Source organism: Amycolatopsis sp. NBC_00348, from assembly GCF_036114655.1.
Lineage (GTDB): Bacteria > Actinomycetota > Actinomycetes > Mycobacteriales > Pseudonocardiaceae > Amycolatopsis.
On record NZ_CP107994.1, the window covers coordinates 5,741,872 to 5,761,038 of the forward strand.

Below are 19,167 nucleotides of genomic sequence, written 5' to 3' on the forward strand. Positions count from 1 at the left end.
CTCCCCTACTTGTGCAGGCTGCCGGCCGTGACCGGGTGCACGGTCAGCTCGCCGGGGCGCTCGTTGGGCGTCAGCAACGGGTACAGCGTCCGCCGGACGTCCTTTTCGGACAGTTCCCGGGTCTCGTCGACGTAGAGCGCGAGAGCCAGCGCGCCGGCGTGCTCGTCCGCGGGCGGCGTGACGATCGCACGCAGGACGCCGTCCAGCGACTCCGCCGCCTTGCGGACCGAGGACAGCGAGACCTTGTCGCCGCGCACGATCGCGAAGTCGGAGATCCGCCCGGTCAGCCACAGGTAGCCGTCGTCGTCGAGGCGGCCGACGTCGCCGGTGGCGATGGTGTCCGCCGCGACGAGCTTGCCGCGCGACACCCCGCCTTCGACGCCGACCTTGGCCCGGTACACCGTGTCGGCCGTGACCAGCACCTCCTGCTCGGCCGGGCCGCGGCCCGCGTCGCGCAGGCCCAGCCGGACGCCGTCGATCGGCGTCCCGGCCGAGGCGTACCGGGCGGGCGGCTCGCGGTGCGCGGCCAGCGTCGACACCCGCGGCCCGGCCTCGGTGAGCCCGTAGGTCAGGTACAGCTCCAGGTCCGGGTTCGCGGACAGGAGCCGGCCGGTGCGGGCCGGGTCGAGCGCGTGGCCGCCGACGCCGAGCGCGCGCAGGCCGCGGGGCAGCCGGCCGCCGTCGGCCTGCAGGTCGGCGACGAGCAGCGGGGTCAGCGCGGACACGGTGACGTCGTGGGCCGCCACGACGTCGCGGTAGCCGGCCGGGGTGAACGGCGGGCCGGTGACGACCAGCGACGCGCCCGTGACGAGCCCGGCCAGCACCTGCGCGACGAGCGCGTAGGAGTAGTGCATCGGCAGCGTGACCAGCATCCGGTCGGCCGGTCCGAGCCCGATGCTGCGGGCGTGGCGCGCGGCGTTGCGCCGCAGCGCCGTGATGTCGTGCAGGCAGCCGGTGGCCATCCCGGACGTGCCGGAGGTCAGCAGGATCGCCTGGCCCGGCCGGTGCGTCCGGACCGGCCCGTCGTCCAGGCGGGTGACGGTCACCTGGTCGGTCTCGGTGCCCGGGCGGACGAGGGCCGTGGCGCCGAGCCGCCGGGCGGTCGCGCGCAGCCGGGACGCCGGGGTCGACGCCGCGAGCAGCGTCGGCACCAGGCCGGCGAGGACCAGCGCGAAGAACACCCGGATCAGCCGGGTGCCGTTGGGCAGCGCGACCAGCACGACGGAGCCGGGGGCGAACCCGGCCGCGGTGAACCGGTCCGCGAGCTCGCCCACCCCGGCGCAGGCGCCGGTGGCGCCCGGCCAGGTCGTGCGGGCGAGCAGGTCTTCGACCTCGCGCGCCGTGACGCCGGTGTTCACGCCGCCTCCAGGAGTTCGCAGGTGCCGCGGTGGGTGCCCGACCGGTCGACCTCGTGCGTCACGAGCAGCACCGCGGGCGCCGCGCCGGTCAGCCACCGGCCGGCGAGCACCCGCGCGACGGGCACGCCGTCGACCGGCGGCATCGTGAGCAGCAGGCTCGGCCCGTGCAGGCCGAACTGCAGGCAGCTCAGGCCGATGAGGGTGCCGGGGCTGGCCGCGACGAACCGCAACGGCGAGACCACTTGCTTGACGACTTCGGCGGCGACGCGGCGCAGCGTGTCGCCGGTGGCGTACTCGCTCACGCCGAGGACGCCGACGGGCTCGTGCTCGCCGGGCCAGTCCCGCAGGACCTGGCCCACGAGGTCGCACACCAGCCAGGCGGCCGGGTCGGCGTAGCGGACCCGGGCCCCCGGTGGCCGGGGCGCGTCCGGGGCGCGGGTCCCGGTGGCGATCGGCTCAGGCATCGGCGTCGTCCCCCCGTTCGAACAGCACGCAGGTGTTGAACCCGCCGAACCCGAGGGTCAGGCTGATCCCGAAGTCGCCCTCGACCGCGTGCGGGACGTCCCGGGCGACCGGCAGCCGCAGCTCCGGCATCGGCCGGGTCAGGCCGAGGACGGGCGGCACAGTCCGGTCGCGCAGGGCCAGCAGCAGCGTGATGGCCTCGACGACGCCGGTCGCGCCCAGCGAGTGCCCCAGCGCGCCCTTCGTCGCGAACACCACCGGCGGCCGCGGCAGGTCGCCGAACAGCCCGGACAGGCAGGTGGCCTCGGCCTCGTCGTTCAGGACCGTCGCGGTGCCGTGGGCGTTGACCACGGCGACGTCGGCCAGGCTCAGCCCGGCGGCGTCGACGGACCGGCGGACGGCCCGCGCGGCGGCCTCGCCGTCGGGTTTCGGCGCGGTCATGCCGGCCGCGTCGTTGGTGGAGCCCCAGCCGCGCAGGAACCCGAGCGGGCGGGCGCCGCGCCGCCGCGCGGACTCCAGCCGTTCGAGGACGACGCAGCCCGCGCCGTCGCCGGGCAGCATCCCGGACCGGTCGGCGTCGAACGCGCGGTGCGTCGAGGGGGACAGCGTGCCGAGCAGCGAATGCCCGAGCCGCTTGCCCTTGGTCAGCAGGTCGACGCCCCCGGCGACGACGACGTCGGCGTAGCCGGCCTCCAGCAGCTCGCCCGCGACGGCGATCGCGTCGGACCCCGACGAGCACGCCGTGGACAGCGACACCGGCGGCCGGCTCAGCCCCAGCTGCTTGCCGGCCTCGGCGACCCAGTCGTGCAGCGAGCCGGGGTCGGCGTCGTCGATGTGCGGCCCCAGGCTGGTGCCGAGGACCAGCACCGGGTCGGCGGCCTCGGCGCGCAGCCCGGCGTCGCGCAACGCGGCTTCGGCCGTGGCCGTGGCGAGCTCGACGTGCCGCTCCCGCGGGCTCCCCGGCGCCGGCCCGCCCGGCAGCAGGCCGGCGACGAAGCTGCGCAGCACGTTCGCGCCGGGCACCACCCGCAGGCCGGACCGCCCGGCGAGCAGGCCGGTCCACACCTCGTCCAGGCCGGCGCCGAGCGAGGTGTGCCAGGCGGCCCCGGTGACGCAGAGCGTCCCGGCCCGGCGACGGTCCGACGTCAGCACGGGACCTGCTCGACGACCGCGAACGCGTTGGTGCCCCCGATCCCGGCCGACATGACCCCGGCGCGGCGCGGCCCGGCGGTCGCCCAGTCCCGGCCCTCGGGCAGGATCGAGAACCGGTCGCCGCCCGCGGTCAGCTCCTCGATCGCCTCGGTGGTGTTCGGGGTGGCGGGCAGGAACCCGTGCTCCACGGCGAACGCCGTCTTGATCAGCGCGGCCAGCCCGGCGGCGGTGTCGGTGTGCCCGATGCTGGCCTTGACCGACCCGACGGCCAGGGGCTGCCCGGTGGACCCGAGCGCCTCGGTGAGCGCGGTGGCCTCGATCTGGTCGTTCACCGGGATGCCGACGCCGTGCGCCTCGACGTACCCGAGGTCCGCGCCGGTCACCCCGGCGCCCGCCAGGGCCTGGTCGACGACGCGGATCTTGCCTTCGACGCCGGGGATCGTGAAGCCGGCCTTCTGCTTGCCGTCGTTGTCGACGGCGGTCGAGCGGATCACGGCGTGGATCGGGTCGCCGTCGGCCAGCGCGTCCTCGAGCCGGCGCAGCAGCACCGCGCCGACGCCGTCGCCGGGGACGGTGCCGGTGGAGGCGCGGTCGAACGGCCGGCAGACGCCTTCGCTCGAGTAGATGCCGTTCGGGGTGTACCCGTAGGTGCCGTCGGTGTCCATCACGGCGACGCCGCCCGCGAAGGCGTAGTCGCTGGCGCCGAGGCGCAGGCTCTGGCAGGCCAGGTGCACCACGACGAGCCCGGTCGCGCACGAGGCGTCCACCATGATGCTTTCGGCGCGCAGGTCGTGGAAGTAGGAGAAGTGCGGGCCCGCGAACGTGGCGTCACGGTCCACAGTGGACTCGAAACTGCCGCGCTCGACGTGCTTGGTGCGCGCCACCCCGGCGTAGACGGCGGTCGCGTCGCCGATGTCCGAGAGCCGCACGCCGGCGTCCTCGGCCGCGGCCCACATCGCCTCGTAGAGCATGCCGTGCTGCGGATCGCGCTCGGCCGTCTCGCTCGTGTAGCCGACCAGGCCGGCGTCGTAGAGGTCGCGGTCGGGGATGAAGCCCCACGCGGCGATGTCGCGCGGGCCGTCCCCCGGCGGCACGGGCGCGCCGCGGGTGAAGCGGTCGCGCCCGGCGCGCAGGTTGTTCCAGAACTGCGTGGCGCTCGCGGCCCCGGCGTAGCGGCAGCCCACCCCGACGATCGCGATCGCGTCGGATCCCTGTGTCCGGCTCATGCGGCGCTCTCCATTTCGTCGACGGTCTCGGGCGCGGGTGCCGCCTGCTGCGCGGGCAGCGTCCGGCGCAAGGTCAGCACCAGCAGCGTCGCGACGGCGCTGAGCACGATCATCACGACGACGAACACGGCCCCGGTCCCGAACGACAGCAGCGCGCCGGCCAGCGCCGGGCCGATCACGGCACTGGTGGACAGCGTGATCGAGAACAGGGCGTTCGCCCGGCCGCGCAGGTCTTCGCTGACCGCGTTGTTCAGCAACGTCGTCAGCAGCGGGACGACCAGGGACTCGCCGATGGACAGCAGGATCACCGCGACCGTGGCCAGCACCAGCGCCGTCGTGCCGTCGTGGCGCCCGGCCAGCAGCACGAACACCCAGCAGGCCGCGAACATCACGCCGCTGGCGCCGACCAGCAGCGTCCGGGAGAACCGCTCGAGGTGCGGCATCACGGCGAACTGGACGACCGCGCAGAGGATGATGTTGACGGCGAAGGCGAACGACAGCCCGCTCGCGGTGATGGCGCCGGTCTGGGTCAGGTAACCCGGGAGGCCGGCGCGGAACTGGCCGAAGGACACCAGCGCGGACAGCAGCAGCACGGCCAGCAGCGCCAGCAGGCTCGGCGAGCGCAGGACGGCCCGGTAGGTGCCGCGGACGGCGCCGGCCAGCTTCCGCTCGGCCTGGTGCGCCCGGTTCGGCAGCACCTTCACGGTCGCGACGGCCATCACGAAGAACGTCGCCGCGTCGATGGAGTACATCAGGAAGTACCGGCCGACCGGGCTGAGGAACGCCAGCGCGGCGAACACCCCGCCGAGGATCACGCCGATCCCCATCGCGACGTTCAGCACGCCGTAGTCCGCCGAGTACGCGGTTTCGCGCTGGTCGGTGCTCGTGGTCGCGCCGTACGCCGCGCGCACGGCGGTGCCGACGCCGCTGATGCCGAAGCCGAACACCACCGCGGCGGCGACGGCGACCCAGGCCTGCCCGGCGAAGGCGAACAGGAGCGTGCCGACGCCGGCGTTGACGTTGGCCAGCGGCACGACGACGTTGTAGGGCAGCCGGTCGAGCAGCGCGCCGTAGGCCAGGCCGCCGAACACCGCGGCGAACGCCTGGATGGCGAGCGTCGCGGCGGGCACCCAGGTGGGCAGGTGCCGGACCTCGGTGAGGTAGATCCAGAGGAACGGCATCACCATGCCCGCGCCGAGCGCGCTGATCCCGTTGGTGGCGATCAGCCAGCGCGCGGCCCGCGGCAACGCGGCGATCCGGCTCAGCCCCTTCATGCCGCGTTCGCCTCCAGCCGGGCGGCCAGCGCGGCGACCAGCGTCGACACGGTCTGGTGGTCGAAGAGCATCCGGACGGGCAGCCGGGTGCCGACCTCGCGGCCGAGCGCCGCCATGACCCGCGTCGCGCCCAGCGAGTTGCCGCCGACCGAGAAGTAGAAGTCGTCGTCGGTGAACCGGTCGTGGCCCAGCACGCGGACCCAGGTCCGGCGGACCAGGTCGGTGAGGTCGGGCTGCGGGTGCGGTGTGGTCACGGCTGGGCTTCCTTCTCTTCGGACTCTTGGGACTTCTCGGCGAGGTGGGCGGCGAGACGGCGCGGAGTGGGGTGGCCGTAGAGGTCACGGATGCCGACCTTCAGGCCGGCGTCCCGCAGCGCGGCCAGGGTCTTCGCGGCGAGCAGGGAGTTGCCGCCGGAGTCGAAGAAGTGGTCGTCGGGGCCGATCGCGGCCCCGAGCACCGCCCGCCACGCGCGCAGCACGACGTCTCCGTCTCCGGCTTCGGCCGGCGCCGCGGCCGGGGTGCCGCCCAGGACGGGGGCGGGCAGCGCCGCTTCGTCGAGCTTTCCGTTGACCGTCAAGGGAAGCGCGGGCACGGCGGTGAACGTCGAGGGGACCATGTACTCGGGCAGCAGAGCTGCCGCCCGGGTCCGCAGGCCCGCCGGGGTGCCGTCGGTGAGGACGACGTAGGCGTCGAGACGGGCTTCGGCCGTGCCCGGGGCGGCGAGCACGACCGCGGCCGCGACGACGCAGGCTTCGGCCAGCAGGACCTTGCGGATCTCGTCCAGCTCGATCCGGTAGCCGCGCAGCTTGACCTGGCTGTCGAGGCGGCCGAGGTGCTCCAGGCGCCCGTCCGGCAGCAGGCGGCCGAGGTCGCCGCTGAGGTAACGCCGACGTCCGCCGCCGGTGACGAACCGTTCGGCCGTCAGGTCGTCCCGGCCCAGGTAGCCGTGGGCCAGCCCGGCGCCGCCGACGGCGATCTCACCCGGCAAGCCCGGGGGCAACGGCCGGTGGCGCGCGTCGACGACCTCGATCGCCCAGCCGGGGATGGCGTGACCGACCGAGCGCGACCCGGCCAGCGCGGCCGCGCGGGTGACGGTCTGCGCGGTGACGTGCACCGTGGTTTCGGTGATGCCGAACATGTTCACCAGCCGGCAGCGCGTCTCCGGGTACCGGTCGAACCACGGCAGCAGCGCGAAGGCGTCGAGCGGCTCGCCGCCGAAGACGACCAGCCGCAGCGGGAGGTCGTCGAAGTGCCGCAGCTGCGTCTCGGTCACCTGCGCGAAGCTCGACGGCGTCTGGTTGAGGACGGTGACGCGCTCGTCCCGCAGCAGCGCGGCGAACTCGTCCGGCGAGCGCCGCGTCCACTCGGGCACGACGACCAGCCGGCCGCCGGTGAGCAGGCAGCCCCAGATCTCCCAGACGGAGAAGTCGAACGCCACGGAGTGGAACCACGTCCAGACGTCGGTGGCGCCCAGCCCGAACCCGGGCGCGGTGCCCGTGACCAGGTCCACGACGTTGCGGTGCGGGACGACGACGCCCTTGGGCCGCCCGGTCGAGCCGGAGGTGTAGATGACGTAGGCCGGGTCGTCGGGGCCGGCCAAGTCGGCCGGCACCTCGCCGTCGGCGGGCAGGTCCGCCGTGGTCACCGCGGGCCGGCCGGGCAGGCGGGCCGCCGCGGCGTCATCGGTGACGACCAGCGCGAGCCCGGCGTCGTCGGCGATGTAGGCCAGCCGGCCGTCGGGGTAGGCCGGGTCGAGCGGGACGTACACCGCGCCCGCCCGGAGCACGCCGAGCAGCAGCGCGACCAGGTCGGCGCCGCGCTCGTGCACGATCCCGACGCGGTCGCCGGGCCGGATCCCGCGGTCCCGCAGCCCGGCGGCGAACCGCCCGGCCCGCGCGGCCAGTTCCGCGTAGCCGAACCGGCCGTCCTCGCCGGACACGGCGGGCGCGTCACCGCGGCGCTCGACCTGCTCGGCGAAGACGTCCGTGATCGTGCGCGGGTGCCCGACGGTCGCCGGCGGCGGCGAGGCGACGGCTTCGAAGGCGATGTCGGCGAGCGGCCGATCCTGGTCCCCGCTGCGCAGCTCCGCGAGCACGGCGGTGAGCTGCCGCCCGAGCTGCGCGGCGGCCCACGGCGCGACGGCGTCCGCGGCGAACCAGGCCGTCGCGCGCCCGCCGGTGACCTCGACGGTCAGCGGGTACGGCGTGCCCGGCACCGAACGGATCCGGTGCGGCACCGGCGTTTCCTCGGCCAGGACGCCGACGGCGGGTACGGCACGCGTGGACCCGGCCGGTGCGGTGGCCGCGTGCTTGCGAAAGACCGCCACCGGCTGGTCCTCGTCGACGGTGATGAGCGTGCCGCCGCCGGGCACGCCGATGGCCAGCGTCGCGGCACGCGCGTAGCGGCTGAACACCAGGCCGAGCGCGGCGATCGCGTCGTCGGCACCGGCCGGGCCCAAGTCCACAGTGGACGGCTTCGAAGACCCGGCCAGGTGCGTCAGCGGATCCCGGACGGCCGCGACGTCCGGCAGCGCGCTCGCGAGCTGCGGTTCGACAGCGGGCGTGGTCACGACCAGCTCGCGCACGCCGTCCACATAGGACAGCACCACGAACCGGGGCCTGCCGGCGATCCCGCGGCGCAGCTCCCGCTCGCGCCACGGGTCCGCGTCGGCCGAGGCCAGGGGGACGCGCTGGAACCACACGCTCGCGCCCGCTTCGGTGGCTTGGACGCGGACGGCTTCGTCGCCGAGCCCGGCCGGCAGCCGGTACAGACCGGCGGACGCGAGGATGTTCGACACAGCTCCTCCTTCAGCGGCTCGTGAAGCCGCCGTCGACGGTGACGACGCCGCCGGTGGCGTGCCGGGACTCGCCGGTGGCGAGCCACAGCACGGCCGCGGCGACGTCACCGGCCTCGACGAGCTCGTTGGTCGGCTGGTCGCGCACGAACGTCGTCTCGTGCTCGGCGACGTCCAGCCCGAGCGCGCGGGCGATCTCCGACAGCATCCGGCCTTCCAGGGCCGGGTCGTCGCGGACCGAGCCGGGGCACACGGCGTTGACGCGGACCTTGTGCGGGGCCAGGTCGAGCGCGGCGGCCCGGGTCAGCCCGAGCACGCCGTGCTTGGCCGAGACGTAGCCGGCGAAGTTGCGGTACCCGACCAGCCCCGCGGTCGACGCGATGTTGACGATGCTCCCGGACCGCTGCGCGATCATCACCGGCGCCACGGCCTTGATGGCCCGCCACGGCCCGCTGAGGTCGACGTCGACCATCAGGGACCATTCGGCCTCGGTCATCTCGTGCACCGCCTTGCCCGAGGGCGCGGCGATGCCGGCGTTGTTGACCAGGACGTCGATGCGGCCGAAACGGTCGACGGTCTTGCGCGCCACGGCTTCCAGCGCGCCGAGGTCGCGGACGTCGGCGGCGGCGACGAGCGTCGCCGCCCCGTGCTCCGCGCACAACGCGGCGGTGTGGTCGAGCTGGCCGGCCGTGCCGGCCGGGTAGCCGAGGCCCTCGATCGGCGCGGCGACGTCGAGCAGCACCAGGTCCGCGCCCTCGGCGGCCAGCGCCGTCGCGCACGCCCGGCCGATCCCGCGCGCCGCGCCCGTGACGAGCGCGATCCGCCCCGCGAGCCGGCCGGTCACGACCGGGCCTGTTCGCCGACCAACGTCCGTTCCAGCAGCGTGACCAGCGGTGCCCAGTGCTCGATCAGGTACATGTGGCCGCCGGGGAACTCCCGCGTCGTGCAGCCCGCGGCCGTCACCTCGCTCCAGCGGGCGGCGGCCGCCGCGGACACCAATTCGTCGGCGTCGCCGCGGACCGAGACGACCGGGAACGCCGCCGGGGCCTGCTCCGCGGGCCGGTAGGACTCGTCGACCGCGACGTCGCCGCGCAGGGCCGGCAGGAGCAGTTCCCGCAGGTCCGGGTCGTCCAGTGCGGGGTGCTTGTACCCGGCCAGCTCGGCGACGGCGACGACGAACTCGTCGTCGGGCAGGCCGCCGATCGGCGAGGACCGCGGCACGCCCGGCCGCGGCGCGCCGCTGGCGAACAGCGTCAGGTCCACCGCCGGCCGCTCGTGCGCGACGAGCCGGGCGACCTCGTAGGCCACCAGAGCGCCGAAGGAGTGGCCGAAGACGCCGACGCGGCCGGCCGCGCCCACCTCGCGCAGCACGTCGTCGGCGATCGCGTCGACCAGCTCGGTCATCGTGGTCGCCGGCTCCTCGGCGAAGCGCCGCTCCTTGCCCGGCAGCTCGACCGCGGCGAACCGGAGCGCGGGCGAGGCGTCCGGCCACGCCTGGAAGAAGCTCGGCCCCGCCCCCGCGGGCGGGAAGCACAGCACGGGCACTCGCTCCGTCATCGTCGTCCCCTCACTCGAACCGGTTGCCGTCGGCGACGAACGCGTCCGCGGTGACGAACGCGGCGTGCAGCTCGGCTCCCGTCGCGCCCTCGACCCAGACGTTCTGCAGCCGCCCGTTGGTGCCGGTGCGGTAGTCGGGCGACTCGCCGACCGCGCTGCGGACGTCGACCCGCCACACGCCGGGCTCGCGGACGAGCTCGCCGGGGTCCGCCAGCGCGGTGATCCGCCCGCCGCCCAGCGGGACGTGGGTGAACACGCAGGCCGCGTAACCGGTCGGGACGACCGGACGGCGTTCGGCCTTGCCGACGGCCGCCTCCAGCGCCAGCCGCACCGGGTTCAGGTCGCTGACGTGCGGGACGATCGACGAGAGGAACCCGCCGAGCCGGCCGTTGACCTCGATCAGCCGCGGGCCGGTGGCGGTGAGCTTGAACTCCAGGTGCGTGATCCCGGTCGTGACGCCGAGCGTGGTCAGGATCGCGGCGGCGCGTTCGGAAGCCAGCCGCTGCACGTCCAGGGGCAGCAGCGACGGCCCGGTCATCCCGGTCTCGCGCAGCGGCGGGATCAGCGGGAACCGGTCGGACAGCCAGAACGGCCAGTGCTCGCCTTCGCCCAGCGACAGCACCTCGACGGAGAAGTGGTCGCTGAGCCAGTCGCCCTCCGGGTGCGGGATCCCGATCAGCCGTTCTTCGAGCAGCCACGTCCGCGCGCCCGCGGACCCGTGGCCCAGGTTGAAGTTCGCCCGGACCGACGGCGCGGTGCCGGTCGCCTCGATCAGCGCCGCCCGCAGGCCGGGCTCGTGGTCGACGGTGTAGACGTTGAGGCTTCCGTTGCCCCGTACGGGTTTGAGCACCGCGGGGAACCCGACGGCCTCGATCGCGGCCACCAGCGACGTCTCGTCGGTGAAGGCCGCGGCCCGCACGCCGAGGTCGGTGCCGGCGAGCCGCGCGCGCTGGACGTCCTTGTGCGTCACAGCTTCGGCGGTCGCCTCGTCGTGGTAGGGCAGGTCCAGCCGGGCCGCCACCGCGGCGACGAGCGGGATCCACTCGTCCTCCAGCGTCAGCACGCCGTCGACGTCGAGGGCGGCCAGCCGCTCGGCGACGGTGGCGGCGTCCAGCCCGGCGGCCTCGACGACCTCGGCCAGGTCGGCGATCCCCTCCCGCTCGTCGGCGGACCACGGCTGCGGGCCCGCGTTGACGACGACCAGCTCGCACCAGTCCGCCGCCGCGTCGAGCAGATCCGGCAGCCCGGACGCGTCGGCCGATTCGAACACCGCCACCTTGGTCATGACCCGGGCTCCCGCCGCTTCGCGTAGTTGCGGGTTTCGCCGTCGGAACCGAGGAACGCGAACCCGTTCTTCTCCAGCACCCGCCGCGACGGCAGGTGGTCCTCGTCGGTCTCGGCGAGCACGGCGGTGACGCCGGGCTGCTCGAACGTCCAGGCCAGCAGCGCTTCGACGACCTCGGTGGCCAGCCCGCGGCCCCGGAACGCCTCGATCAGGCCGTAGCCGATCTCTGCTTCCCCCGCCGCGTCGGGCGCGGCGTGGAAGCCGACGTCGCCGATCGCGAGCCCGGATTCGCCGTCGACGATCTGGTACAGGCCGAACCCCGGCCGGTAGGCGTCGGCGGTGACCATCCGCAGCACGAGCTTCGCGCCGCCGAGCGTGCCGTCGAACGGGTAGCCGGGCGCCCAGGCCCACTTCCCCGCGCCGGACTCGCCGGCGAGGATCGCGCGGACCTCGTCGAACGGGACCTCGCGCAGCGTGGTCCGCGCCGTCGCCAGGACCGTGAGCGGGGCCGGGGTTTTCGTTTCCTGCGTCATGCCGCCTCTTCTTCAGGGGCCACCGCGCTCGCCGCGCGGTAGACCGCGGTGTTCTGCAACCACAGCTTCGGGAACAGCGGGCGCACGGCCAGCCGTTCCAGGTCGGAGATGGAGCGGCCGCGCATGCTCCGCGGCCGGTCGTCGGCGTCCTCGTCCTCGTCGGCGGCGCGGGGCTGGCCCCCGAGCATCTGCCACACGAGGTTGATGTGGACCTGCTTCCACTCGAGGACCTGCGTGTCGAACCGCTGGAGGCCGGTCATCACCTCGGCGAGCTGCATCGTGGCCGGGGCCGCCGACGTGTCCGGGCCGGTCGCCTCGACCAGGTCGGCCATCGTGACGCCGGCGGCGGTGACAGCGGCCTCGAACTCCGTCCAGACGGCGTGCGCGGCGCGGCGGACGTTGCGCGAGCCGGGCGACGCGAGACCCGAGGCCGCGCCGGCCAGGTCCTTGCGCATCTGCAGGAAGGACACCTGCGCGAGGGAGTTCGTCATCACGCGCAGGCATTCGACGGTCAGCCCGGCGGAGTCGGTGCAGCGGACGAGGTGCCGGGTCGCCGTGATCGGGTCGCCCTTCGCCAGCGCCGCGGTCAGGTCGCACAGGCTGTGGTGCACCGCGACCCAGCAGTACTCGGTCAGCAGGTGCACGATCTGGAAGAAGCGGTGGTCGGAGTGCAGGAGCTCGTCTTCGGGAATCAGTGCCGAGAGGGCAGCGGTCAGCCTCAGCTCGGTCTCGTAACCGCTGCCGCGGTCGAATTCGTACCGCAGGCGCGGATTCGATTGGGATGGATTGAGCGTCCGGACCTCACGATCGCCCTCTTCGCCTTCCCGCCGCACCACGAAACGACCCCCAGAGTGTGAATATGACGGGGCCGACCGCCCCTGATGCCTCACAGTGGCAGTCATCGAGCGATCACAGCAACCAAAATGAAAGGTGACTCAAATCACAGCATTTTCGAATATCTTCTCCGCCACGCCGAGCGCCCTTGCGAGAATACGCAGAAATGGAGAAGGGCGGTTCCGGCCGAGTCGCTAACGTCGAATCCGGCAGTGGTCCGGGGGCACCCGGACCCGACGTGCGGTGCGTAGTGGGGGCGAGCGAGAAGTGCCGGAGACGAACGAGGCCACGTACATCGCCGTGGTGAACGGCGAAGAGCAGTACTCGGTGTGGCCCGCCGGGCTCGCGCTCCCGGACGGCTGGGCGGCGGCCGGGTTCACCGGCACCGAAGAGGCCTGCCTCGACCACGTCGCCGGCACGTGGCGCGACATCACGCCGCGCTCGGTCCGCCGGTCCGCATGAGCCGGCACGCGGTCCTCGGCGCGGGCGGGGTCGGGCTCGCGCTCGCCGCCGCCCTCGCCCGCGGCGGCGAAGACGTCACGCTCCTGCTGCGGCCCGCTTCCCTCGCGCGCTACGGCGGCAGTGTCACGGTGCGGCAGGGCCTCCGCGAGGGCTTCACCGTCGCGGTCCCGGCCGCCGCGCACCTGACCGGGCCCATCGACGTGCTGTGGGTCTGCGTCAAGCACCCCGACCTGCCCGGCGCGTTGTCCACTGTGGCCGCCGATGTCGGCGTCGTCGTCCCGCTGCTCAACGGCACCGGGCACCTGCCGCCCCTGCGGGAACGCTTCGGCGACCGGGTGGTCGCGGGTTCGATCCGGATCGAGGCCACCCGCACCGCCGTCGGCGAGGTCCGCCAGGAGTCCCTCTTCACCGAGATCGAGCTGGCCGGACCGCCCGAGGTCGTCGCCGAAGCGCTGACCGCGGCCGGGATCGGCTGCACGGACGGCGGTTCCGAGGCGGACGTCCTCTGGCGCAAGCTCGCCCTGCTCGCACCGCTCGCGCTCGCCACGACGTGCGCCGGCGGGCCCCTCGACGCGGTCCGCGAAGACGAGGACCTGACCCGGCTGATGCTCGCCTGCGCCGACGAAGCGTGCGCGAGCGGCCGGGCCGAAGGCGCCCGGCTCGACCGCGGCCGCGTCCTGCGCGCGCTCACCCGCGCCCCCGGCCGGACCCGCACGTCGCTGCAGCGCGACGTCGAACGCGGCGAGGCGGGCGAGCTCGACGCGATCGCCGGCCCGGTCCGCGAAGCCGGCGCCCGGCACGCCATCCCGACCCCGGCCACCGACGAGCTCGTGCACCGGGCCCGTCACGACGCGGGCACGCCGTTGCCCGCCGGAAACCGAGAGTGAGGACGCGATCATGTCCCCGAAAATCGCCCTGGAAGACACACTGCGCGAAATCCTGGTCGCCGACCTGTACGTCGACGTCCCGGCCGACGGCATCCACGCCGACGACAGCCTGCAGGAGACGCTCGGGCTCGACTCGCTCGGCTTCGTCGAGCTGCGCGCCCGGTGCGAGCAGCAGTTCGGCGTCCCCATCTCCGACACCGACTTCACGCCGGTGAACTTCCGGTCCATCAGCACGATCGCCGACTTCGTCGTGCGGCGCCGGGCGAGCAACTGACCAGGCTTTCCCGACCGTGAGAGGAACCCCGTGACCGAGACGCGCAGGCCCGCGACGGCCGAGCAGACCGAGGTGTGGCTCGCCATGCAGCGGGAACCGGAGTCCGCCCGGTTCACCATCCCGCTCGACCTGGAGTTCACCCCCGGTGTCGACGTCTCGGCGTTGCGGAGCGCGCTCGGCGACCTCGTCGAGCGGCACCCGAACCTGCGCAGCGCGTTCCTCGCCGAGAACGGCGAACTGGTGCAGGTGGTGCACCACAGCCCGCCCGTCCCGTTCGTCGAGCACCGGCGGCCCGGCCGCTACGACCGGGCCGCGGCGCTGGAGTGGGCCGCCGCGATCGCCGCCCAGCCGTTCGACCTCGGTTCCGCGCCGCTCGTGCGGGGCACGCTCCTGCACGCCGACGACGGCGCGTTGTTCGTGCTGGCCGTGCACCACGTCGTGTCCGACGGCTGGTCGCAGGGCATCGTGGCGCGGGACCTGGTGCACGCCTACCGGGAGCGCGTCGGCGGACGGGCGCCGTGGGACGCGCCGCTGCCGGCCGTCGAGTCCACTGTGGACGTTCCCGACAGCGAGCTGACCGCGTACTGGTCGGGCCTGCTGGCCGACCAGCCCCCGTCGCTCGCGCCGATCGCGGACCGCAACCGCCCCGGCTCGGCGCCGGGCCCGGCCGGCTTCCACGAGACCCTGCTGACCGCGGACCTCCTCGAGCGCGTCCGCGCGGTGGCCCGGCAACGGCTGGCCTCGCCCGCGTCGGTCGTGCTGAGCGCGTGGCTGACGCTGCTGCACGCGTGGAGCGCCACCGCGGACGGCACCACCGGCATGCTGTTCGCCGCCCGCACGCCCGAGGACGAAGAGCGCGTCGACCTGCTGGCCCGCGTGCTCCCGGTGCGCAGCGCGCTCGACTTCACCGAGCCGTTCGAAGCGCTGGTCGACCGCGTGCGCGACCAGATGCTCGACTCGCTCGAGCACTCGGCCGTCCCGTCGGCCCGGCTGCGCGACATCCGCCGCGACGGCGGCGCGTCCCTCATCGACAACAGCGTGTTCATGTACTTCCCGGAGCAGGAGCTGTCCTGGACCGCCGGGGACACGACGATCGAGGTCGTCGAGCACGAGACCACCGCGGGCAAGTACGACCTGTCGCTGGCGGCGCTGGAAGGCGAGGCGCACATCCGGCTGCGCGTCGACCACGACACGCTGGTGTACCGCGACAGCACCGCCGAGGTGCTGCTCGCCCAGCTCGTCAAGCTCCTCACCGACGCCGTCGCCGATCCTGCCGCGACCTGCGGCGCGCTCGTCGCCGCCTGCGACCCGTTCGTGCCCGCCCGTCCGGCGACGGAGACCGAGCCAGTCAACCGGGTGCTGCTGCACGACATGGTGCGCCGGCAGGCCGAGCTGCGCCCGGACGCCGTCGCCGTCCGCTACCACGACGAAGTCCTCACCTACGCCGAGCTCGTCGCGCGGGCCGGCGCCGTCGCGAACTGGCTGCGTGCCGAAGGCCTCGGCGCCGAGTCGCTCGTGGCGCTGCTGCTGCCGCCGAGCCCGGCGTCGGTCGTGTTCTGGCTGGGCACGCTCATGGCGGGCGCCGCCTACCTGCCACTCGACCCGGCCTACCCCGACGCCCAGCTGCAGATGGTGCTCGACGACGCCCGGCCGCGGCTGGTCGTCGGCGCGCCCGGGTTCGTCGAGCGCGTGCGGCTGCCCAAGTGCCCGATCTACCTCGTCGACGAGGCCCTCGCGGAAGCCGAGCGCTACCCGGGCACTCCGCCGGAGGTGACGATCGACCCGGCGACGGCGTTCAACGTGCTCTACACGTCCGGGTCCACGGGCCGGCCGAAGGGCGTCATCTGGCCGCACGCCGGGTTCGTCCGGCTGCTCGACCGCCCCGACTTCGTGCCGCTGCACCACACCGACGTCGTCTCCCAGCTCTCGCCGCTCAACTTCGACGGCGCGACCTACGAAGTCTGGGGCGCCCTCACCCACGGCGCCGAGCTGGTGATCTTCGACAAAGAGCTGACGCTGAGCCCGCCGGAGCTGCGGACGGCGTTCCGCGAGCGCGGGATCACCACGCTCATCGTGTCGTCGCCGCTGCTCAACCGGCTGGTCGAGGACGTGCCGGACCTGTTCACCGGCCTGCGCCGGGTGTACTTCGGCGGCGAGATCGTCTCGGTGCCGCACCTGGAGAAGGCGCTGCGCTGGAGCGCGCCGGGCACCATGCTGCACAGCTACGGGCCGACGGAGAACTCGTTCACCACGACCTGGACGCCGATCACGGAGATCGAGGAGAACACGCGGACGCTGTCGATCGGCCGGGTCGTCCCCGAGACCGACGGCTACGTCGTGTTCGACCACAACACGATGCGCCAGGCGCCTCGCGGCGTGCCGGGCGAGCTGCTGCTGGGCGGCACCGGCGTCACCCGCGGCTACCTCGGCAACCCGCGCGAGACGGCGCGCCGGTTCATCCCGGATCCCTATTCGGGGGTGCCCGGCGCGCGGCTGTACCGCACGGGCGACCGGGTGCGCTGGCTGCCGGACGGCCGGCTGGAGTTCATCGGCCGCAACGACAACCAGGTCAAGATCCGCAGCCAGCGCGTCGAGCTGGGCGAGGTCGAGTCGGCCCTCGCCGCGCACGCGTCGGTCGAGGCCGCGTTCGTGACGGTGTGCTTCAACAGCCGCAAGGAGAAGGAGATCGCGGCGTACGTGGTCCTCGGCGCGGGCGGCACGGTCGAGGAGCTGCGCCGGCACGCGCGCGAGGTGCTGCCGGTGTTCGCGGTGCCGCGGTACCTGGTGCCCTTGGACCGGATGCCGTTGACACCCAACGGAAAGATCGACCGGCGCCGGCTGCCCGAAGCGGTCGACGCTCCTGTGCCGGCCGCTGCGCCTGTTCCCGCCGTGGTCGCTTCTGCCGCTCCTGCCGCTCCTGCCTCTTCGGCCGAGTCCACTGTGGACCTGGTCCGGGCGGCGTGGGCGGAGCTGCTGGAACACGACACGTTCGCCATGGACGACAACTTCTTCGACGTCGGCGGCCACTCGCTGATCCTGGTGAAGCTGCAGGCGGGCTTGCGGTCGCGGTTCACGACGGCCCCGTCGATCGGCGAACTGCTACGGCACACGACGGTGCGGGCACAGGTGGCACTGCTGGCGAACGTCACGCCGGTGGCTGCTTCCGTTGGGGCGCCGGTGGCCGCTGGTCCCGCGGTCGCTTCCGCAGGGGCGCCGGTGGCCGCTGGTCCCGCAGTCGCCTCCGCTGGGGCGCCGGTGGCCGCTGGTCCCGCAGTCGCCTCCGCTGAGGCGCCAGTCGCGGGTTCTGCGGTCGCTTCCTCCGCGACGGCAGCCGTGTCTATCAGCTCGGGCGGCGCTCAGCCGGACTCCGCGGCTGCGCTCGCCACCACTCCCGCGGCCGGATCTGCGGCACCGGAGGCTCCGGCCGAGCCGGTGAGCGGCGGCAGCCAGGTCGTCGCGGTGTCGGCGGCGTCCGAGGCGGCGCTCGCCGCGGCGCGGCGGCGGCTGGCCGACCACCTCACCTCCTCCCCCGGCGTCGACCTCGCGCAGGTCGCGGCCACCCTGGAACGCGGCCGCGAACGGTTCCCGCACCGGTTCGCCGTCGTGGCCGCCGATCCCGCCGGCGCGGCCGCCGCGCTGCGGGCCGGCGCGCTGAGCACCGGTCCGGTGGCCGCCGGCGTGGTGGACCGGACCCGGCCGGTGCGGCTGGTGTTCGCGTTCGGCGCCGGCGAGGGCTCCGCGGCACCGGCCTTCGCCGCCCAGCACGCGCTCCTCACGCAGCTCACCGGCCGCGGCGCCGCACCCGACGTCGTCACCGGCTCGGGTGTGGGCCACCTGATCGCCGCCGTGGCCGCCGGCGTCCTGACGCACGCCGACGGCCTGCGCCTGGCCACCGCCCTCGACCACCCCGGCACGCTCCCCGAGGCCCTCGAAGCCGTCACGTTCACGACCCCCGCGGTCGCCGTGGCCGCCCCGGACGGCGTCACCCCGGCCGGCCGGCCGCTCGACGTCCGGTTGTGGGCCAAGCACCTCACCCACCCGGCCGACGCGCCGGAACTGCTGGCCACCGCGACGGCCGGGCGGCCGGCGGTGGTCGTCGACCTCGGCGGCGGCGGCGAGTTCCTGGCCGCGGCGTCGACCCGCCCGGAGCTGACGGCGGTCCCGGGCACCGGCCCGCAGGCCGTGGCGCAGCTGTGGTGCAGCGGCGTCGAGGTCGAGCTGACCGACCGCCGGATCAGGCGAGTCCGCCTGCCCGGCTACCCGTTCGCGCGCCCCGGCACCACGGACCCCGCGGCGGCCGCGTCCCCGGAGCGCATCCGCGCCACCCTGGCGGCGGCCTGGCAGGGTCTCGCCGGCGAGCGGGACACGTTCCCGGCGGACCGCGTACCGCAGCTGCACCACCGCCTGCGGCTGGCCTTCGACCGGGTCCCGGACACGGCGACCCTGTCGGCGACCGCAAGCTTCGACGGTCTCGCGAGCCTGCTCACGGAATCCGTGACGGCGCTGACCCCCACGGCGCTGCCCCTCGACTGAGCCCGCGGTGTTTCCCGGTCCGGGGCTCGCCGTTCCGCGGATTCGGCCGGCTGGGGGCATGGCCACGAGGTGTCGACGGAGGATTCAGGACGCTGAGCGGCCAGGATCCCCCATCGTCGAACGCTGAGGCGCCCCCGAAGGCAACCCGGTCTCGCACGAGCTTCAGCGGGCAGGAAGGTGCTCCCGCCTACGAACCCTCCGCACCGGGCAGGGCGAAGAGCGTCCGCTGGTCCGGGTCCTCCGGCTCCCCGCCCAGGCGGAGGCACTTGCGGCAGCTGACCCCCAGGTGGGTCGGCGTGACCTCGCCGCCCGCGCCCAGGCCCGACCAGCCCTGGTGGCACGCCGGTGCCGGCAGGGTCAGGCTGTTCAGCCACGGCACCCAGCTGACCCGGTGGGCGACACCGGACCGGCCGATGTGCAGCCGCATGCCGGTGAACTGGCGATGCTGCTCGGCCGCGAAGCGCGCCGGATCGATGGGCGGGACCGGGAACAGGGGAATCGGCTCGCTCATCCCCCCAGTATGCCGCCCGGCCGGA

Annotated in this window: 17 protein-coding genes; 4 read left to right on the forward strand and 13 right to left on the reverse strand. The window is 74.5% G+C overall.

Features of this window, described 5'->3' with window-relative positions; translation table 11 throughout:
- Positions 1-5 precede the first annotated feature (5 nt).
- From OHS58_RS24575 to OHS58_RS24630, 12 genes are read right to left on the reverse strand one after another with little or no spacing between them, the layout of a single operon-like run.
- Positions 6-1,358: a class I adenylate-forming enzyme family protein gene (locus OHS58_RS24575; protein WP_328644143.1), complete on the reverse strand. Its 1,353-nt coding sequence runs from the start codon at positions 1,356-1,358 to the stop codon at positions 6-8.
- On the reverse strand, positions 1,355-1,822 hold the full coding sequence (locus OHS58_RS24580) for a hypothetical protein (RefSeq protein WP_247063069.1): 468 nt from the start codon (positions 1,820-1,822) through the stop codon (positions 1,355-1,357). The genes OHS58_RS24575 and OHS58_RS24580 overlap by 4 nt, the downstream gene beginning before the upstream one ends.
- The gene (locus OHS58_RS24585) at positions 1,815-2,972 is read right to left on the reverse strand and encodes a beta-ketoacyl-[acyl-carrier-protein] synthase family protein (protein WP_328644144.1); all 1,158 of its coding nucleotides are present in this window, start codon (positions 2,970-2,972) and stop codon (positions 1,815-1,817) included. Before OHS58_RS24585 ends, OHS58_RS24580 begins: the two co-directional genes overlap by 8 nt.
- Positions 2,966-4,198 (reverse strand): beta-ketoacyl [acyl carrier protein] synthase domain-containing protein, encoded by a 1,233-nt coding sequence (locus OHS58_RS24590; RefSeq protein WP_328644145.1) that lies wholly within the window; start codon positions 4,196-4,198, stop codon positions 2,966-2,968. The genes OHS58_RS24585 and OHS58_RS24590 overlap by 7 nt, the downstream gene beginning before the upstream one ends.
- On the reverse strand, positions 4,195-5,472 hold the full coding sequence (locus OHS58_RS24595) for an MFS transporter (protein WP_326947479.1): 1,278 nt from the start codon (positions 5,470-5,472) through the stop codon (positions 4,195-4,197). Before OHS58_RS24595 ends, OHS58_RS24590 begins: the two co-directional genes overlap by 4 nt.
- Positions 5,469-5,726: an acyl carrier protein gene (locus OHS58_RS24600; RefSeq protein WP_247063063.1), complete on the reverse strand. Its 258-nt coding sequence runs from the start codon at positions 5,724-5,726 to the stop codon at positions 5,469-5,471. Before OHS58_RS24600 ends, OHS58_RS24595 begins: the two co-directional genes overlap by 4 nt.
- Positions 5,723-8,269, reverse strand: a complete 2,547-nt coding sequence (locus OHS58_RS24605) for a non-ribosomal peptide synthetase (protein ID WP_328644146.1) — start codon at positions 8,267-8,269, stop codon at positions 5,723-5,725. The genes OHS58_RS24600 and OHS58_RS24605 overlap by 4 nt, the downstream gene beginning before the upstream one ends.
- A 10-nt stretch (positions 8,270-8,279) precedes the next feature.
- Positions 8,280-9,110 (reverse strand): SDR family oxidoreductase, encoded by an 831-nt coding sequence (locus tag OHS58_RS24610; RefSeq protein ID WP_328644147.1) that lies wholly within the window; start codon positions 9,108-9,110, stop codon positions 8,280-8,282.
- The gene (locus OHS58_RS24615) at positions 9,107-9,823 is read right to left on the reverse strand and encodes a thioesterase II family protein (protein WP_328644148.1); all 717 of its coding nucleotides are present in this window, start codon (positions 9,821-9,823) and stop codon (positions 9,107-9,109) included. The genes OHS58_RS24610 and OHS58_RS24615 overlap by 4 nt, the downstream gene beginning before the upstream one ends.
- 10 nt (positions 9,824-9,833) lie before the next feature.
- Positions 9,834-11,108 (reverse strand): ATP-grasp domain-containing protein, encoded by a 1,275-nt coding sequence (locus OHS58_RS24620; RefSeq protein WP_328644149.1) that lies wholly within the window; start codon positions 11,106-11,108, stop codon positions 9,834-9,836.
- Entirely contained in the window at positions 11,105-11,641 is a 537-nt protein-coding gene (locus tag OHS58_RS24625) for a GNAT family N-acetyltransferase (RefSeq protein WP_328644150.1), read from the reverse strand. The genes OHS58_RS24620 and OHS58_RS24625 overlap by 4 nt, the downstream gene beginning before the upstream one ends.
- Positions 11,638-12,477 carry a hypothetical protein gene (locus OHS58_RS24630; protein ID WP_247063050.1) on the reverse strand — a complete coding sequence of 280 codons (840 nt, stop codon included), beginning with the start codon at positions 12,475-12,477 and terminating at the stop codon, positions 11,638-11,640. Before OHS58_RS24630 ends, OHS58_RS24625 begins: the two co-directional genes overlap by 4 nt.
- Before the next feature lie 265 nt (positions 12,478-12,742).
- On the opposite strand from OHS58_RS24630, the gene OHS58_RS24635 reads away from it, so the two are divergent.
- The 4 genes from OHS58_RS24635 to OHS58_RS24650 are packed head-to-tail and all read left to right on the forward strand — an operon-like array spanning position 12,743 to position 18,631.
- The gene (locus OHS58_RS24635; RefSeq protein ID WP_247063049.1) at positions 12,743-12,937 is read left to right on the forward strand and encodes an MbtH family protein; all 195 of its coding nucleotides are present in this window, start codon (positions 12,743-12,745) and stop codon (positions 12,935-12,937) included.
- Positions 12,934-13,824 (forward strand): ketopantoate reductase family protein, encoded by an 891-nt coding sequence (locus OHS58_RS24640; protein WP_328644151.1) that lies wholly within the window; start codon positions 12,934-12,936, stop codon positions 13,822-13,824. The genes OHS58_RS24635 and OHS58_RS24640 overlap by 4 nt, the downstream gene beginning before the upstream one ends.
- A 10-nt stretch (positions 13,825-13,834) precedes the next feature.
- Positions 13,835-14,098, forward strand: coding sequence for an acyl carrier protein (locus tag OHS58_RS24645; protein ID WP_247063043.1), 264 nt, complete (start codon positions 13,835-13,837; stop codon positions 14,096-14,098).
- Positions 14,099-14,128: 30 nt separating this feature from the next.
- Entirely contained in the window at positions 14,129-18,631 is a 4,503-nt protein-coding gene (locus tag OHS58_RS24650) for an amino acid adenylation domain-containing protein (RefSeq protein WP_328644152.1), read from the forward strand.
- 187 nt (positions 18,632-18,818) lie between these two features.
- Here OHS58_RS24650 and OHS58_RS24655 read toward each other — a convergent pair whose 3' ends face one another.
- Complete coding sequence (locus OHS58_RS24655) at positions 18,819-19,142, reverse strand: hypothetical protein (RefSeq protein ID WP_328644153.1); 324 nt, start codon at positions 19,140-19,142, stop codon at positions 18,819-18,821.
- Positions 19,143-19,167: the final 25 nt, after the last annotated feature.

Coding starts and splice junctions, on each gene's coding strand:
- OHS58_RS24625 (WP_328644150.1), bottom strand. CDS start 11,641: ATGACGCAGGAAACGAAAACCCCGGCCCCGCTCACGGTCCTGGCGACG.
- OHS58_RS24655 (WP_328644153.1), bottom strand. CDS start 19,142: ATGAGCGAGCCGATTCCCCTGTTCCCGGTCCCGCCCATCGATCCGGCG.
- OHS58_RS24645 (WP_247063043.1), top strand. CDS start 13,835: ATGTCCCCGAAAATCGCCCTGGAAGACACACTGCGCGAAATCCTGGTC.
- OHS58_RS24580 (WP_247063069.1), bottom strand. CDS start 1,822: ATGCCTGAGCCGATCGCCACCGGGACCCGCGCCCCGGACGCGCCCCGG.
- OHS58_RS24640 (WP_328644151.1), top strand. CDS start 12,934: ATGAGCCGGCACGCGGTCCTCGGCGCGGGCGGGGTCGGGCTCGCGCTC.
- OHS58_RS24595 (WP_326947479.1), bottom strand. CDS start 5,472: ATGAAGGGGCTGAGCCGGATCGCCGCGTTGCCGCGGGCCGCGCGCTGG.
- OHS58_RS24590 (WP_328644145.1), bottom strand. CDS start 4,198: ATGAGCCGGACACAGGGATCCGACGCGATCGCGATCGTCGGGGTGGGC.
- OHS58_RS24615 (WP_328644148.1), bottom strand. CDS start 9,823: ATGACGGAGCGAGTGCCCGTGCTGTGCTTCCCGCCCGCGGGGGCGGGG.
- OHS58_RS24620 (WP_328644149.1), bottom strand. CDS start 11,108: ATGACCAAGGTGGCGGTGTTCGAATCGGCCGACGCGTCCGGGCTGCCG.